The organism is Rothia sp. HMSC072B03 (genome assembly GCF_001809565.1).
Classification (GTDB): Bacteria; Actinomycetota; Actinomycetes; order Actinomycetales; family Micrococcaceae; genus Rothia; species Rothia mucilaginosa_A.
The window spans coordinates 133861-149468 of the sequence record NZ_KV797969.1 but is presented as its reverse complement, the minus strand read 5'-3'; the positions used below and the strand labels follow the sequence as shown (position 1 = coordinate 149468).

The 15608-nt window shown below is 62.1% G+C and carries 12 protein-coding genes; 4 read left to right on the top strand and 8 right to left on the bottom strand.

The genetic code is table 11. From position 1 onward, the window contains the following. Positions 1–207: 207 nt before the first annotated feature. The 7 genes from HMPREF2630_RS04035 to clpB all read right to left on the bottom strand — a co-directional run bounded on the left by HMPREF2630_RS04035 (position 208) and on the right by clpB (position 10614). The gene (locus tag HMPREF2630_RS04035) at positions 208–1944 is read right to left on the bottom strand and encodes a carbohydrate-binding domain-containing protein (RefSeq protein WP_246822752.1); all 1737 of its coding nucleotides are present in this window, start codon (positions 1942–1944) and stop codon (positions 208–210) included. Positions 1945–2151: 207 nt separating this feature from the next. Further along, complete coding sequence (locus tag HMPREF2630_RS04030; RefSeq protein ID WP_070483515.1) at positions 2152–3072, bottom strand: polyphosphate polymerase domain-containing protein; 921 nt, start codon at positions 3070–3072, stop codon at positions 2152–2154. A 99-nt stretch (positions 3073–3171) separates the two neighbouring features. Continuing rightward, complete coding sequence (locus HMPREF2630_RS04025) at positions 3172–3879, bottom strand: DUF4956 domain-containing protein (protein WP_070483513.1); 708 nt, start codon at positions 3877–3879, stop codon at positions 3172–3174. A gap of 322 nt (positions 3880–4201) precedes the next feature. Then, entirely contained in the window at positions 4202–5173 is a 972-nt protein-coding gene (locus HMPREF2630_RS04020) for a calcium-binding protein (protein WP_070483511.1), read from the bottom strand. A 323-nt stretch (positions 5174–5496) separates the two neighbouring features. Beyond that, positions 5497–6765, bottom strand: coding sequence for an excalibur calcium-binding domain-containing protein (locus tag HMPREF2630_RS04015; protein WP_070483509.1), 1269 nt, complete (start codon positions 6763–6765; stop codon positions 5497–5499). A 112-nt stretch (positions 6766–6877) separates the two neighbouring features. Next, complete coding sequence (locus HMPREF2630_RS04010) at positions 6878–7846, bottom strand: Sir2 family NAD-dependent protein deacetylase (protein ID WP_070483507.1); 969 nt, start codon at positions 7844–7846, stop codon at positions 6878–6880. A 158-nt stretch (positions 7847–8004) separates the two neighbouring features. Next, positions 8005–10614, bottom strand: coding sequence for an ATP-dependent chaperone ClpB (gene clpB, locus HMPREF2630_RS04005; RefSeq protein WP_070483506.1), 2610 nt, complete (start codon positions 10612–10614; stop codon positions 8005–8007). A gap of 270 nt (positions 10615–10884) precedes the next feature. Between clpB and HMPREF2630_RS04000 the strand changes: the two genes are divergently transcribed. From HMPREF2630_RS04000 to HMPREF2630_RS03985, 4 genes are all read left to right on the top strand, one after another. Then, a complete protein-coding gene (locus tag HMPREF2630_RS04000; protein ID WP_070483504.1) occupies positions 10885–11568 on the top strand; it encodes an NAD(P)-dependent oxidoreductase in 684 nt (227 codons plus the stop codon). A gap of 18 nt (positions 11569–11586) precedes the next feature. Then, positions 11587–12249, top strand: a complete 663-nt coding sequence (locus HMPREF2630_RS03995) for an HAD family hydrolase (RefSeq protein WP_070483502.1) — start codon at positions 11587–11589, stop codon at positions 12247–12249. 175 nt (positions 12250–12424) lie between these two features. Beyond that, positions 12425–12928: a DNA starvation/stationary phase protection protein Dps gene (gene dps / locus HMPREF2630_RS03990; RefSeq protein WP_049331568.1), complete on the top strand. Its 504-nt coding sequence runs from the start codon at positions 12425–12427 to the stop codon at positions 12926–12928. A 387-nt stretch (positions 12929–13315) separates the two neighbouring features. After that, entirely contained in the window at positions 13316–14470 is a 1155-nt protein-coding gene (locus tag HMPREF2630_RS03985) for a VIT1/CCC1 transporter family protein (RefSeq protein WP_049343164.1), read from the top strand. Positions 14471–14641: 171 nt separating this feature from the next. Here HMPREF2630_RS03985 and HMPREF2630_RS03980 read toward each other — a convergent pair whose 3' ends face one another. Continuing rightward, positions 14642–15568 carry a hypothetical protein gene (locus tag HMPREF2630_RS03980; RefSeq protein ID WP_049343163.1) on the bottom strand — a complete coding sequence of 309 codons (927 nt, stop codon included), beginning with the start codon at positions 15566–15568 and terminating at the stop codon, positions 14642–14644. Positions 15569–15608 lie beyond the last annotated feature (40 nt).

Sequence of the window (15608 nt, the reverse complement as noted above, 5' to 3'; positions counted from 1 at the left end):
CGGAGCACCCCTATGCACCAGAACATCCGTTTTATTTTTCTCGCTCTCGGCTCTCCACGCACGGAACCCCGCATCGAAGGCATACTCAGCTTCGAAGCGGGGTTCGCGTCTCTCGAGCGGCTCACTCACAAGACCGGCATCGAGAGAATCAGCCGCACCGGTCATGACCTCCGGCGCGGGGTCTATGGGATTCCCAAGTTCCGGGCCCTAGCTTGCGGTGAAACTACCCAGCGAGGTGGCGTTCGAGGCCACGGAAGTGCTGGAGGCATCCACGCTATCGGTCGTGGTGTACACCGTGTAGCTCTGGCCCTTGGTGATATTGGCACTGGAAACCAGGATCAGTGCGGTGTTGGAGTTGGTCACCTTGTAGTTGGCCACCACCTTACCCGAGGAATCGGCCACCTGAATGGTCGTGCCGCTGCTGACATTCGACAGGTTTGTCAGCTTCACGTAGCCGCTGGTGGAGGAGGATGCGGGCGCCTCGAACATGTCGCCGGAGTTACCCGCAACCACGGTCGTACCGTTGAGCAGCAGGTCGCCGTTGGTATCCAGCGAGGTGTTACCGCCCGTGAACGGGCCGTTCACGACCAGGGTGCCGCCCGAGAGGGTTGCCGTACCGTTGGAGTCGATGCCGTCGCCGTTTGCGTTCACGGTGACAGTACCACCGGCAATGTTGATGGTCGCGTCGACAACCTCGAAGGTGCCGTGGCCACCGCCCATGCCGCCGCCACCTGCCGGGGGCTGACCCATGTTACCGGAGGGCGCCTGGCCACCTGCCGGGGGCTGACCGCCCTGACCGCCCTGCGCTGCATTACCCTGTGCCGACTGGCCGCTCTGGGTATTCTGCGCGGTCTGGTTGCTCTGCGCGGTCTGGTTGCTCTGGGCAGTCTGGTTGGTCTGGGCAGTCTGCGTGGTGGAGGTCGAAGCCGACTCGGTACCGGTCGAGCTAGTGCTGGTGGTGCTGTACGAGGCGTTGATGCCGTCATCGGAACTGGTCACGTTCACGGTACCGTCCAGGATGTTGATGTACTGCGCCTCGATACCCTCGTTCGACTGGGTAATGTTCAGGGTACCGCCCGAAATCTCCAGCACGCGCTCGGCCTTGAAGCCGTCGTCACCGGCGGAGATGTTCACGGTACCGCCGCTCAGGCGTACCCAGCCGCGGTTGCCGTCGGTGTCATTGGTTGCCTTAATGCCGTCCTTGGTTGCGGTCACGGTTACGGTGCCGTCCAGGATATCGACGTAATCCTTACCCTTGATGCCGGTGTTCGCGGCGGTCACCTCCAGGGTGCCGGAGGCGATGACCAGGCCGTCCGTGGTGTGGATACCCTCTTCGTAGTTGCCCTCAACCTTCAGGGTGCCCTCGCCGGCAAGGGTCAGGTCACTCTTGGAGTAGATGGCTGCGTCGGGGCTGCCGCTGGCGGTATCGGAGTAGGAGGAGCCGTCAGAGACGGTGTTCGTGCTACCCGAGGCGGTGTAGATAACGACCTCATCAGCCTCAACCACGTTGATGGCCGCGCCGGTGGAGTTGGTGATAGTCGCGTTATCCAGGATCAGGCGGACCATGTCACTGTCGGCTGCCTCAACCTTGACCTGGCCGCTATAGGTGCCGGTGAGCTTGTAGTTGCCCGCCTTGGTGATGGTGATGACGCCATCGCTGACGGTCACGCCGTCGGTCGCGGTCGGATTAGAAAGATCGATGGTGACCTCGCTGGAGGAATCCCAGGTCAGATCCTTCGCGGAGTAGTGGGTGTCCTCGGCGAGCTTCGCGCCGTTCTTCACGTCGGTGGAGAAGGAATCGGCGGTCTTCGACTTGGTGTCGGAATCACTCGAGGTGGAGGTGCTGATGGCGCTCGTCGCGCTGGTGTTCGATGCCGAGGTTGCCGAGCAGCCGGTCAGGGCCAGGGCCGCCAGGAGGGTAATGGAGGTTGCACTCTTGATCATATTGCTCTTTTTCACGGTATTCCTCTTCGTGATTCACAAGCACTATGTAGTGCCGCTGCGGTTTTCGGGTAAATCTTTGGGGGTCAGGCGTACTCTTAGCGAATCCTGTTGGTGCCTGCGCCCGGTCAGGACTATGTCTGGTCAGGATCCGGTTCCATCCGCGCGGGTAGAGCCTGCTACCCTACCCGCGCATCCGGGGTGACGGCCCTAAGCGGCCGCGTAACATTCGGTCAGAAGCTTGCGGTAGTCTTCCTCGGTCAGCGTATCCACGTCGGGACGGGTGCCGTTGACCGGTTCCAGGTGCATCCAGTTCTCCAGGGTCTCTTTCCACTTGTTGCTTGCCAGCTGCGGGTTCAGCGCCGCCATGCCGGTTGCAAACTTGGAAATCTTTGAGGGGGTGATGCCCGCATCCCAGAGGTGCTGATCCGCTACGGAGGGCTCCACACCCGACTTGGTTTCGATGATGACCGTGTTCGGCAGGCCGTAGGTGGTGCCGACCAGGTTGCCGTGGAAGTTACGGTAGTTCACGCCCGCCATGAGGATGTTCTCGGACATGGGGGTCCAGGTCAGGTTGGTGTCCACCGTCATGCGGGAGGCGACCGGGTTCTTCTCGCTCTGCGGCAGGAAGACCGTGGTACGGCGGTACCCGGTGGTCAGGACCGCGTCCAGCTTGTGCACGGGGCCCGCGAGGATGTCACCGAGTGCCGCGGTGATGTACTCACGACCTTCCGCGGTGAGCGTATCGCGCTTCTCGAAGGTGTACGGGATGCGCTTCTTGACGGTCATGTCCTGCTCGCCGTCGGTCTTGACCTCCAGGAAGGTCAGCTTCGAGTCCAGGTAGCTACGGGTACGGATTTTGAAGGTATCGTCGCGGCTGTAGGCTGCCGAGTGGTAGCTCTGCATCTGCGGGGTGTCGAAGTAGACCGAGTCGTAGGCGAAGTCGCGCTGGCCCTTGATGTCCATGACGGAGGCGTCTGCGTCAAGCGTGGAGAGTACCTTCGCGGCGGTTTCCGCATCGACGATGTACTTGCGGTCCACACGGGTCTGCATGGCTGCCTTCTCGTTCATGGCTTCGAGGCTGATGCTCTTCCACTCTGCGGGGATGATGTTTGCGGCTGCGTTAGTCATGGGTCTTCGTCCTTCTGGGGTTCCGCCTCGATTCGTCGAAGGCGGCGGGAGTAGTGCGTCTGTCGTGGATTTTAGATTTTGGGGTGGTGCCTACCGGGCTTACTTAGCGACGGGAGTCCGCTGGAGCGGCATCATCCGGGTATCCAGCGTGGCGTACGCCTCGGCGGTGGGCGCTACCGGCTGAGTTGCCGCGGGCTGGCGGGTTGCGGTTACCTGCGGTACTGCTGCCTCCGCCGCTGCGGGGGTGCCGCCCTCGGTGGTCTCCTTGGGCTGGTAGGTGATGGTAGCTCGGGTCAGGTCGTTCACCAGGTCCAGCTCGGTCACCTTGACCGAGGTGATGGCGTAGCCCAGGCGGGCGCCCAGGTAAGCCTTGAGCTCTTCCTCATCGCTAATCGCGCGATCGGCGGTGACGGTCTGGGTCTGTCCCTTGACCGCGGGGGCGCTACGCGCATCCAGGATTGCGATGAGAGCCACCAGGGCCGCCATCAGGATGAAGGCGATGTACGCGGGGCTGATGTTGATACCGGCGATCATACCGACCGAGAGGGCTACGAAGTAGTAGCCGACTTCTCGCTGGCTCAGGGCGGTGGAGCGCAGTCGAATAATCGACAGAACGCCGAAGAGGCCCATGCCCATGGCCGAGGCGTTTGAACCCGCCGAGACCAGGGCCACCGAGACGGTGAAGATACCGGCGTTGATGACCGCGTAGGAAATCATCATTTCGCGGTTGCGGTGACGCACCAGGTAAAGGGTGCACAGGATTGCGATCGCGAGGGCGTCTGCAATCGCCATGGTCAGGATTGTCATGGGGTGCTCCAGGTCGTGGGGTAGGTTTCCAGCTTCCCGAGCCGTCTGTTCTCGGCTCCGGCTTGAGTACCTACGTGTTCTGCTTGGTTTCTAGAATCCCGTCCGAAGCTGTGTCACGCCTGTGCGCTCTGTAATTCTCACTTATGTCTTCGCGAACACCGATTAAATGACTGGTCAGAGCGTTTTACCTTTAAGGTTTTTTCAATTACCGGGGCGCAGTGAGGCGGTCAGCCGCGCCCGGATACAACAAATGGGGCCCCCTCTACATCAGAGGGAGCCCCACTCGGGTTTCTAGGGAGTAACCCTAGAATTCAGTATGTACTTATGCCTTCTTGCGCATGCGGGTTGCCACGATGGTTGCACCACCGGCACCCAGAGCAATCAGACCCAGGCCAGCAGCGGTCATCGCACCGGATGCACCGGTCTTAGCCAGGGATGCAGAGCTCTTGGAGGATGCGTTGGAAGAACCGGAGCCCAGGTTGTCGTTCGAGCCGGAGCCCAGGTTGTCGTTGTCGGAGGAACCCAGCACGAGGTTATCGGAATCCTTGGAGCTCTTGGGAGCTGCGGAATCGCCCTCAGCGTGGTCGCCCTCGGGAGCGGCCTGGTCCTCAGACTTCTGCTCGTCAGACTTCTGGTCCTCGGACTTCTGCTCGGCAGGCTTCTGGTCCTCAGCGGGCTTGGTTTCCTTAGCGTCCTCAACTGCGGGTGCGGAGGTCTCTTCAGCAGGCTTGGGAGCCTCGGTGGTCGGAGCCGGGGTCGAGTCTTCGGAGGGAGCGGGGGTCGGGTCCTCGGAGGGAGCCGGGGTGGGCTCGGTGGACTCGCTCGGAGCCGGGGTAGGCAGCGACTCGTTAGCGGCCTTAATGGTCACGGTCGCAGCCTTGCCGCCGCGGGGCACGTCGCCGTCCTTCAGGGAGCCGGACAGCAGGTAAATGTCAACGGAAACACTGCCGTGCAGTTCTGCCTGCCAGGGAACGGTGACGTTGAAGTTACCGGCTTCGTCGGCGTGAATCTCCAGGTAGTCCTGGCCGTTAATCTTCACTGCGCCCTTGTTCAGCTTCAGGGCCAGCACGGAGCCGGAAGCGCCGTCAGCGGTCTTGAAACCCTCACCCACGATGGTCAGGCCCTGACCCTCAACCCAGGTGTCGGGGGTGATGAGGCGTGCGGAATCTGCGTAAGTAAAGGAAATCTCCTGTGCAGCTTCGTCAGCGAAGGTAGCGGGGACGGTAGTAGCAACCAGGCCACAGCTAATCAGGGCGGTGGCACCGATGCGTGCGATGTTGTTTCGAATGCTCATGCCCCCCATTCTAACGACCGAACCTGACAATATCGGGGTGCATGATGCCGATTTAACATGAGCTGACTCACTTAATGGGCCCTTCTTGAAGAATTCTTGAGGGGCGAGTTGAAGAATCAATCGCATATTCAAAGAATTCGAACGCTACCGGCGCCTTGGAATCCGGGCGTTAGTTTAGACGGTTTTCCGTCCGTAAACCCACTCAACGCCCTACCGCTCGGGACCCCGTTAAACGCAGAATCCCCCACGCCCGCGAGGCGAGCGAGGGGAATCCTGGAACAACGCATCCGATGCCCGGAGCACCGGATTCCTAAACTCTAAACTTAGGAGTTCTTGCGACGGAGCACAGAGGTCACGCCCGCAACACCCAAGCCAACGGCCACCATTCCCAGGCCGGCCACGGTGAACACGTTCGAGGCGCCGGTATTAGCCAGCGAGGAACGCTGCGCGCGACTCGAGAGAGAGGCGCTCGACGAGGAAGAGCCGAGACGGTCCTGGGCGCCCGATCCGCTGGAGCCGAGATTGTCCTGCGAGGAGGAGCTGCCACTCGAGGAGGAACCACCGTTCGAGGAGGAGCCGCTGTCGACAACCTCGCAGCCGAGGCCGTTATTATCGGCGTCGAACTGCTTACGGAAGTCCGGGTGGCTCGAAGGAATGGGGGCCAGGCCCGCGGCGGCGACCTCGGAGCAGTTAGCGAAGCGGGTGCTCTCGGGCGAAGGCTGCTCGGTTGCGGGGGCCTGGACGCTCGAGGAGCCACCCAGCTGATCCTGCGCGGCGGGAGCCTGCTGGGAACCGTCCTTCTGCTCGGCCTTCTGGTCGTTCTTAGCGGTCGATACCTTCTGGTCGGCCTTCTTCTCGTTCTTTACCTCAGCGGAGGCAGAGGGAGAAACAACGGTAGACGCAGAAGCCGATGCGGTGGCGCTCGGGCTCACCGAGGCGGAAGCGGAGGCTTTCTCATCGGCACGGTTCTTCACCTCGGCATCCACCGAGGCGACGGTCTCGTCAGCTGCGGTAGCCGATGCCGAGGGGCTGGCAGAAGAATCAGCCTTGGATTCCTTCTTCGGCTCGGCGGTAGCGCTGGCGGATGCAGAGGGCTCGGCGCTTGCCGAAACACTTGCCGAGGCGCTGGGGCTCTCGGGGGCCACGGAACGAGCCTCAATCTTCACGGTGGCTGCCTTGCCGCCGCGAGCGGTGTCATTGTCCTTCAGGGAACCGGAGAGCAGGTAGACGTCAACGGAGACGCGATCCTCCAGGTCGCTCTGCCAGGGGATCGAGACGGTAAATTCGCCCTTATCGTTGGCGGTTACCTCGAGGTAGTCCTTACCGTCGATCTTAATGGCGCCCTTGTTGAGCTTAATGGCGATGGTCGAGCCGGAGGCGCGGTCCTGGGTCAGGAAGCCCTCGCCGGAGATCTCGAGGGTTTCACCCTTGTACCAGACCTCGGAGATGTGGGAGGCGGCACGGTCCTGGTATTCGTGAGTGACGGTCTCGCCGTCATTCTGAGCGAAGGTGGCGGGGATGGCGGTCACAACCAAACCGCAACCGATGAGGGCCGTGGCACCGAAGCGAGTGATAGTGTTTCGAATGTCCATTCCCTCATTCTAGCCCCGGGTTCCAAGGTATTTTCACCAGTCAAGGGTGTATTTGCAATGAATTGCAACACAACCGCGGGCGGGTGGTCGCAGCGGCCGGACCATCGAGAGCCTAGCTGTCAATCGCATCAAGCATGAGCTCCAGGGCCTCCCCCACCCCGGTGCGCCACAGGAAGGTGGCCTTCGTATCCGCACGGCCCGGACCACCGTTAATGACGGCAACCGGTTTGCCGGCACGCAGGGCCTCCAGCACAATCTTGTAGCTGCTCATCACCGCCACCGAGGAACCCACCACCAGCAGCGCCGAGCACTCGGCAAGCATGGCGTCCTTGCGCGCCTTGCGCTCGGCCGGCACGGACTCGCCAAAGTACACCACATCCGGCTTGAGACGGGTCGAGCCACACCCCAGGCAGGGCACCATCCGAAAATCTTGGATGTACTGCTGGTCCAGCTCCACGTCACCATCGGGGTTTACGCGCAGGTCACGGCTTTCCAGGCGGTCCAGGTAGCCAGGGTTCGCGGCATCCAGGCGCGCATCCAGGCTCTCGCGGCCCTCATCCTGACCGCAGTCCAGGCAGACGATACGGGACAGATCGCCATGCAGGGCCAACAGATTGCGACTTCCGGCGCGGGCGTGCAGGCCGTCCACGTTCTGCGTGATGACGCCATTGATAGCGCCCAGCTGCTCGAGCTCAACGAGCGCGTAGTGGGCACGGTTCGGCTGGGCGCGGCGCATGCGGCGCCAACCCACGTAGGAGCGCGCCCAGTAGCGCTGACGGGCGGCATCATCGTAACGGAATTCCTGGTAGGTCATGGGACGGTGGTCGTGCAGGGATCCGCCCGGGCCGCGGTAGTCGGGGATGCCGGACTCGGTGCTCACGCCCGCGCCGGTGAGCACGAGAACCTTACCCGCCTTGAGTAGGCGAGCAATGCCCTCGGCGGCGTACCCCTCCTCGTGGGGTTCGGCGGTATCCGCCACGACCCGCTGGATAGAGCGAATCGCGGCCCTGTGCACGGAGGCGATTTCTTCGCGCTGCTCACCGGCGGCGGCGAAGTTCTGGTGGTCAGTCCAGCGGTCCATTCTTCTCCCATGCTCTGTGATTTAGTACGTTAAACGGCTGTGGGGCACCCCCTTTCGAGGGTACCCCACAGCCTATTTCTTGCGGTTTCGAACTCGCGGAGTCAGCCACGGGCTAAGCCCGCTGAGCCAATCGGCTCCGTCCGGCTAACCGGTTGAGCTTAGTCCTCAGCCTTCTGCTCGCGCTCGGAGGTCACGACCAGGCCGTCGCTGGCAACGTCCGGGTTCACATCCACGGTCACGGTGTCGCCGTCGTGGATAGCGCCGGAGAGGATGCCGCGAGCCAGGCGGTCACCAATCTCGCGCTGAACCAGGCGGCGCAGCGGGCGGGCACCGAATGCCGGGTCGTAGCCGGTCTTGCCCAGCCACTCGAGGGCTGCCTCGGTCACGTTCAGGGTGAGGCGGCGGTCCTCCAGGCGCTTAGCCATGCTCTTGATCTGCAGGCCCACAATCTGACCCAGGTTCTCAGCCGACAGGGGCTGGAACATGATGATGTCGTCCAGTCGGTTGAGGAACTCGGGGCGGAATGCCTGATGCACAACCTCCAGAGCCTTCTCAGAGCGCTCGTCGAAGGGCAGGTCCTGGTTGACCAGGTACTGCGAACCGAGGTTCGAGGTCAGAATCAGGATGACGTTGCGGAAGTCCACGGTGCGGCCCTGGCCGTCGGTCAGGCGGCCGTCATCGAGCACCTGCAGCAGGATGTCGAAGACCTCGGGGTGTGCCTTCTCAACCTCGTCGAGCAGGACCACCGAGTAGGGGCGACGGCGCACGGCCTCGGTCAGCTGACCGCCCTCTTCGTGGCCGACGTATCCGGGAGGGGCACCGACAAGGCGGGACACGGTGTGCTTCTCGGAGTACTCGCTCATGTCGATACGCACCAGGGCACGCTCGTCATCGAACTGGAACTCGGCCAGTGCCTTAGCCAGCTCGGTCTTACCGACACCGGTCGGGCCCAGGAACAGGAAGGAACCAATCGGGCGGTTCGGGTCGGAAATACCGGCGCGGGCGCGGCGCACAGCATCAGAGACAGCGACCACTGCGGCTTCCTGACCGATGAGGCGGGCACCGATGCGCTTCTCCATTTCGAGCAGCTTCTCGGATTCACCCTGCATCATGCGGCCTGCGGGAATGCCGGTCCAGGAGGAAATCACCTCGGCGATATCGTCTGCGGTAACCTCTTCGGAGACCATGGACTCGCTCTTGGCGGTGTCCTCGGCACGCTGTGCTTCTTCCAGCTCAGCCTGCTTTGCGGGAATCTCACCGTACAGCAGGCGAGATGCCTCGGCGAGGTTACCCTCGCGCTGTGCAACCTCTGCGCGGGAACGCAGCTCGTCAATCTGGGTCTTGATGTCACCCACGCGGTTCAGGCTAGCCTTCTCAGCCTCCCAACGAGCGTTGAGGGCGTCGAGCTCTTCCTTCTTGTCCGCCATATCCTTGCGCAGGGCCTCCAGACGCTCGACCGATGCGGGATCGGTCTCGTCGGCCAGGGCCAGCTCCTCCATGGTGAGGCGGTCCACGGCGCGGCGCAGCTGGTCAATTTCCTCCGGTGCGGAGTCAATTTCCATGCGCAGGCGGGATGCTGCCTCATCAATCAGGTCAATTGCCTTGTCCGGCAGCTGACGGGAGGGAATGTAGCGGTTGGACAGGGTTGCTGCGGCAACCAGTGCGGAGTCAGCAATCTGCACCTTGTGGTGTGCCTCGTAACGCTCCTTCAGGCCGCGCAGAATACCGATGGTGTCATCTACGCTGGGCTCGCCCACGTACACCTGCTGGAAGCGGCGCTCCAGTGCGGGGTCCTTCTCGATGTTCTCGCGGTACTCATCCAGGGTGGTCGCACCGATCAGGCGCAACTCGCCACGGGCAAGCATGGGCTTGAGCATGTTGCCCGCGTCCATGGAGCCTTCGGATGCGCCAGCGCCGACGACGGTGTGAATCTCGTCGATGAAGGTCACAATCTGGCCTTCGGACTTCTTGATTTCCTCGAGGACTGCCTTCAGGCGCTCCTCGAATTCACCGCGGTACTTTGCGCCTGCGACCATGGAGCCCAGGTCCAGGCTGATGAGGGTCTTGCCGCGCAGGGATTCGGGCACGTCGCCGGAAACCATGCGCTGTGCCAGGCCCTCGACCACGGCGGTCTTACCGACGCCGGGCTCACCAATCAGCACGGGGTTGTTCTTGGTGCGGCGGGAGAGCACCTGCACGACGCGGCGAATCTCGGAATCACGGCCGATGACCGGGTCGAGCTTGCCGGCGCGGGCAATGGCGGTCAGGTCGGTGCCGTACTTTTCGAGCGCCTGGAAGGTGCCTTCGGGGTCGGGGGTATCCACGGTGCGGTCTCCTCGGACGTTGGGGATGGTCTGTGCGATGAGGTCTGCGGTAGCGCCGAGCTTGTGCATTGCTTCAGCGGTGCTATCGGTTCCGCTGGCGATGCCCAGCAGAATCATTTCGGTGGAGACGTAGGTGTCCCCGAAGCCCTGTGCGCGGGTCTGCGCAGCCTGCAGGGCGGAAAGTGCGGAACGGCTAAAGGAGGCGTTCTGCACGGAGGAGCCAGATGCCTTGGGCAGCTTCTTGATTTCTGCGGAAGCAGCCTCGGAGATGGCGTCTACATCCAGGCCTGCTGCCTTGAGCACGGAGACTGCGATGCCTTCGCGCTGGTCCATGAGGGCCTTGAGGATGTGCGCGGTTTCAATAGTGGGGTTACCCGCCGTTTGCGCATTGGTGTTAGCGGCGGAGATAACTTCTTGACTCTTGGTCGTGAACTTAATATCCATGGTGTCCTTTCGTATTTCGAGGGGTTTATCCTATGTGTCCCTGCATTACATAACTTGAGTCTACTCCGCTCAACTATGTTTCGCAACCCTCTTGCAAAAAATTTTTTCGTATTTTTCACCCCGCCCCATACCCCTGACCCCCAAGCAAAAGCCCCCACCAAAACTCTCTGTCAAAGCCCCCACCAAAACCCCCAGTCGAAGCCGCATTGCTATACTGACCGGATTGGGCGCTTATAGGTTCCCATAACAGCTAAAGATTGGGGACCCCACATGAAAATACTGGTTCTCGGCGCAACCGGCCGCACCGGCCGCCTCTTCATCCACAAAGCCCTCGAGGAGGGGCACTCGGTCACCGCCTACGTACGCAATCCCGATAAGGCGCTAACACTTTTGGGAACCCACCCGAACCTCACGATTACTCCCGGCGACCTCAACGATACCGAGCGGCTCACCGCAGCCTCCGCAGGGCAGGACGTCATGGTCAGCATCCTGGGGCAGAAAGCCACGGTGCGAGAATTTCTCTCCTCCACGTTCATGCAGGAGCGTCTGCCCCTCATCATGGAGGCGGTCACGGGCGCAGGCGTAAAGCACTGCGTTCTGATGAGTGCCTACGGTGTGGGCGATACGGTACGGACCGCATCCCTGCCCATGCGCCTGGTCTGCAAGGTCATCATGCGCGGCATTTTTACCGACAAGGTTAAGGCGGACGCCCTGGTCACCGAATATCAGCCGTATATTTCGCGTGCGCATCCGGGCAGGCTGACCGACAAGCCCGGTAAGGGCGGGGTGAAGGTATTTGACATGACGAGCGTCGAGCGAACTCCGGGCATCCCCACGATTGCCCGTAAAGACGTTGCCGATGCACTGCTCACTATCGCCAAGAACCCCCAGAACGCGGGCACAGATTTTTTGGTGACGATTGGGGACGCCGTCCTACGCTCACCCCAGAAATAAACCGGTAGGCTTAATGACATGACGACTACGAACACCTTCCCCGCCGCCATTCTCTTCGACCACGACGGAACCCTCGTCGACACCGAACCCGTATGGGCTGCCGCAAAGGTTGCTCTCACCGCAGAATTTGGTGGCACCTGGACCGAGCAGGACACCCTCGACTGCCTGGGCCTGTCAATGAAGTTCACCTTGGATCGCCTACGCGAGCGCGGCGTCGACCTGCCCGACAAGCAGATTAACGATTTGCTCGTGGGCAAGGTGCGCGAGGCTCTTTCCCACCGAGAGGTTGAATTCCTGCCGGGCATCGAACCCTTCCTGCGCGAGGTGCGCGACGCACACATCCCCGCAGCTATCGTCACGAACGCCACCACCTCCATTGCGCGCCGCACCGCCGATGCCGCACCCGAGGGCACATTCTCGGTCGTTATTGGCAACGACGAGACCACCCACCCCAAGCCCAATCCGCAACCCTACCTTTTGGCAGCCGAGCGCCTGGGCGTTGACCCGACTCAGTGCGTGGCAATCGAGGATTCCCCCTCGGGTGTGCGCAGTGCAACCGCGGCGGGTATGCGCGTAATCGTGGTGCCGGGCGAGCTGGACGTTCCGGCAGAACTGGGCACCGCACGCATGAGCCACGAGGAGCTGAACCTGGAGGCGGTTCGCGCGCTAGTGAACCAGTAGGATTCCACTACACCCCATCATGTGACGATTTATTACGAATTACTCATAATAAAGATTGACATTGGGTTCCCAGGATGGTTAACTCGATAGTGACGCTTCGACTCGGGCGACGGTAACCTCCGCGGGCCGAAACGAACTGTAATAGCACGACGCGACATCTCAAAGGAGAACGCATATGGCATTCGCAAAGTACACCGCTCCCGGCCTGACCCTCGAGACCGGCAAGGAACTCTCCGACGTCCTTCAGGCTCGTCTGCACGACCTGAACGATCTGCACCTGATTCTGAAGCACGCCCACTGGAACGTGACCGGCCCCGGCTTCATCGCAGTTCACGAAATGATTGACCCCCAGGTCGACACCGTTCGCGAGTTCGTCGACGCTATCGCAGAGCGTATGGCAACCCTGGGCGCAACCCCCAACGGCCTGGCTGGCGCGCTGGTTGCACAGCGCCCCGTCGAGGATTACCCCGTTGGCCGCGCACGCGTTGCCGACCACCTGCGCGCCCTGAACGACGTGTACACCCGCGTGATTGAGGCTCACCGCAAGGCTCTGGCCTTCGCGGGCGAGGCCGACCCCATCACCGAGGACCTGCTGATTGGCCAGACCGCCGAGCTGGAGAAGTTCCAGTGGTTCATCCGCGCATTCCTCGAGAACAGCGCAGGCGAGATCTCCGAGTAAAGCTGGCGATAATCGCTAAATTCATCCCGGCCGCTACCGGCCGGCTGAGCGCTCCCGGCCCATAGCCGGAATAGATGCTTACCTTCGGGCGGGCGTTCCCACACACTGCGTGGGGACGCCCGCCCGTTTGCACACCCGCGTCGCGCTATCTACCCTCTTCCCCGTAGCCTACCAACCGCATCGTTCCGGCACTCCGATCAGGAAAGATTCCTCGACGCGGGGGCTCCCAAAAGTACGTTGGGGCGAACTTCAACACCCGGTGGAGCCGTCCTAGATTTCCGATTCCAAGTGCTTTACAGTGGTTCACTGGCCAACACAGATTTGAACGCATTATCAGCGCGCGCGGGGCCAGACACCCCGCACGCACCGCATCCGCGGAAGGGATTTATGAGTACGCACGCACCCTACGAGCACGGCGCTGAAACCGAGATGCTCCAGAACGAGCCGGCACGCCACCGGGCAGTTACCGACCCGACCCCGGCGCAGATTAAGCGTTGGCGCCGTTACCTGGCCGACGAGGAGTCGGAGGCGCGCATCTATCGCTACCTGGCGAAGCGTGCCGAGGGTACCGACCGCGAAATTCTGCTGCAGGTGGCGGAGGCAGAAAAGCGTCACCAGCAGCACTGGCGCGATATGCTCGGTGAGCACGCGGATGTGCGCGTGCGCCCCTCCCTGCAGTCCCTGCTTCTGCAGTTCCTGGCGAAGAATTTCGGTTCCGTGTTTATTCTGGCGATGGCTCAACGTGCCGAGTCCCGCTCCCCCTACGCCGAGGACCCCGACGCAACCGAGGAGATGGCGGCCGACGAAGCCATCCACGAGGAGATCATTCGCGCCCTGGCAACCAGCGGCCGCGAGAAGCTCTCGGGCAACTTCCGTGCGGCGGTCTTTGGCGCCAACGACGGCTTGGTCTCAAACCTGGCCCTGATTATGGGTATTACCGCCTCGGGCGCATCCAGCTCGATGGTTCTACTCTCGGGTGTTGCGGGCCTGCTGGCCGGTGCGCTGTCGATGGCCGCGGGCGAGTTCGTCTCGGTGCGTTCCCAGCGTGAGCTGCTGGATGCGTCCCAGCCGACCCAGGTTACCCTGCGTGTTGCACACGATTTGGATTTGGATTCGAACGAGCTGGAGCTCATCTACCGCGCCCGCGGCATGGACCCGGAGGCTGCGCATCACCGTGCCCTGGAGCGTTTCGGCTACCTGGACTGCGATTGCGATCCGTCCCTGTCGCATCATGACGATGATGAGCGCGAGGAGAACGTGGCTCTGGGCACCGATATTGGTGCCGCCGCGGCGTCTTTCTCGTTCTTCGCCTCGGGCGCGCTGATCCCGATCCTGCCCTATATCTTTGGCATATCGGGTGTGGGCGCGATGATCTTGTCCCTGCTGTTCGTGGGTGCGGCGCTGGGCCTCACCGGCGGCGTGGTGGGCCTGCTCTCGGGTGCGTCCCCGCTCAAGCGCGGTATTCGCCAGATTCTGATTGGTTACGGTGCGGCGTTCGTGACCTATCTGCTGGGTTTGGCGTTCGGTACGACGGTCGGCTAACCTCATCCTCTACATAAGCTTTAGACAAGTGTATATAGCCGCTCAGGTATGCTCTACACTCCCCCGTGAGTGCCGCATTCTGAGCATACAGAAACCCCCGACGAGTGAGTTGAACTCACCCGTCGGGGGTTTCTTTACGCCTTTACCCGAAGCTCTTACGGGTTAGCCCGATTACGGGTGAATCTCCGCGGTGGTGGCCTGACCGGAAACGCTCTCCGAACCGCTCGCGCCGTTGCTCGAGTAGGTCAGGTTTGCGACCTGCACGCTGGAGGTCTGCTTGTACGAAACCCAGCCGTCGTTCGCCGGGAAGCGCAGCTGCGCCGGCATGAAGTTGGTCTGGCTGTAGTACTTGGTGCCGGACTGCTTCGTGGTGTACGCCTTACTGGTGGTGTAGACGATACGACCCTTGAAGGTGTAGGTGCCGTCAGAGTTCTGGGTGATGGTCGGAACCTCTGCGGTCCAGGTGCCGGCAGTCTGCGCGACGGACAGGTACTTCGCCTGGCCTGCTGACGCGACCAGCTCGGTGGTCTTACCGGTCAGCTGGCGGCTAGAGGGGCTCCAGGACTGGCCGTTGATCTTGCCGAGCTTGGTCAACGACTGGGCGCTGGCGGAGACGGTGTACTCAACCTCGGTCACGAAGGTCGCACCCGCTGCGAGGGTGACGCTGCCGCCGGGGATGTAGCCGGTGCCGGTTGCGGTGTCCTTGGTCGGTACGGACCACCAGAAGCCGCTGGAGGACATGTATGCGCCGTTAGCGCCGGTCTGGGAGTTGGTGACGGGGGTGAACTTACCTTCGCCGTTGACGTAGGTGGTGTACTTGGGCTTGGAGGTTGCGTCGTCCCAGTTGATGTCGGAGTCGGGGTTGGTGGTGGCGGTGAAGTGCGCCTCGGGGGTCGCCGGGTTGATGGTGCCGGTGTTGTTGGAGGACGCGTAGCCGACGTAGCCGCCGTTGTTCTGTACGCTGACGTACACACCGTACTGAACGCCGGGGGTTTCCTTGGATGCCGCGTATGCGGGAACGGCTACGGAGGCCGCGACGACGGGTGCGGACCAGACGCCTGCCTTGGCGATAGTGCGGCGAGAGATGGGCTGGGTCATGAGTGTGGTGATCTCCTGTGAGTGGTGGTGTTTCTTGGAG

Coding starts and splice junctions, on each gene's coding strand:
- HMPREF2630_RS04035 (WP_246822752.1), bottom strand. CDS start 1,944: ATGATCAAGAGTGCAACCTCCATTACCCTCCTGGCGGCCCTGGCCCTG.
- HMPREF2630_RS04010 (WP_070483507.1), bottom strand. CDS start 7,846: ATGGACCGCTGGACTGACCACCAGAACTTCGCCGCCGCCGGTGAGCAG.
- HMPREF2630_RS03980 (WP_049343163.1), bottom strand. CDS start 15,568: ATGACCCAGCCCATCTCTCGCCGCACTATCGCCAAGGCAGGCGTCTGG.
- HMPREF2630_RS04000 (WP_070483504.1), top strand. CDS start 10,885: ATGAAAATACTGGTTCTCGGCGCAACCGGCCGCACCGGCCGCCTCTTC.
- HMPREF2630_RS04015 (WP_070483509.1), bottom strand. CDS start 6,765: ATGGACATTCGAAACACTATCACTCGCTTCGGTGCCACGGCCCTCATC.
- HMPREF2630_RS04025 (WP_070483513.1), bottom strand. CDS start 3,879: ATGACAATCCTGACCATGGCGATTGCAGACGCCCTCGCGATCGCAATC.
- HMPREF2630_RS03985 (WP_049343164.1), top strand. CDS start 13,316: ATGAGTACGCACGCACCCTACGAGCACGGCGCTGAAACCGAGATGCTC.
- HMPREF2630_RS04020 (WP_070483511.1), bottom strand. CDS start 5,173: ATGAGCATTCGAAACAACATCGCACGCATCGGTGCCACCGCCCTGATT.
- clpB (WP_070483506.1), bottom strand. CDS start 10,614: ATGGATATTAAGTTCACGACCAAGAGTCAAGAAGTTATCTCCGCCGCT.
- HMPREF2630_RS04030 (WP_070483515.1), bottom strand. CDS start 3,072: ATGACTAACGCAGCCGCAAACATCATCCCCGCAGAGTGGAAGAGCATC.
- HMPREF2630_RS03995 (WP_070483502.1), top strand. CDS start 11,587: ATGACGACTACGAACACCTTCCCCGCCGCCATTCTCTTCGACCACGAC.
- dps (WP_049331568.1), top strand. CDS start 12,425: ATGGCATTCGCAAAGTACACCGCTCCCGGCCTGACCCTCGAGACCGGC.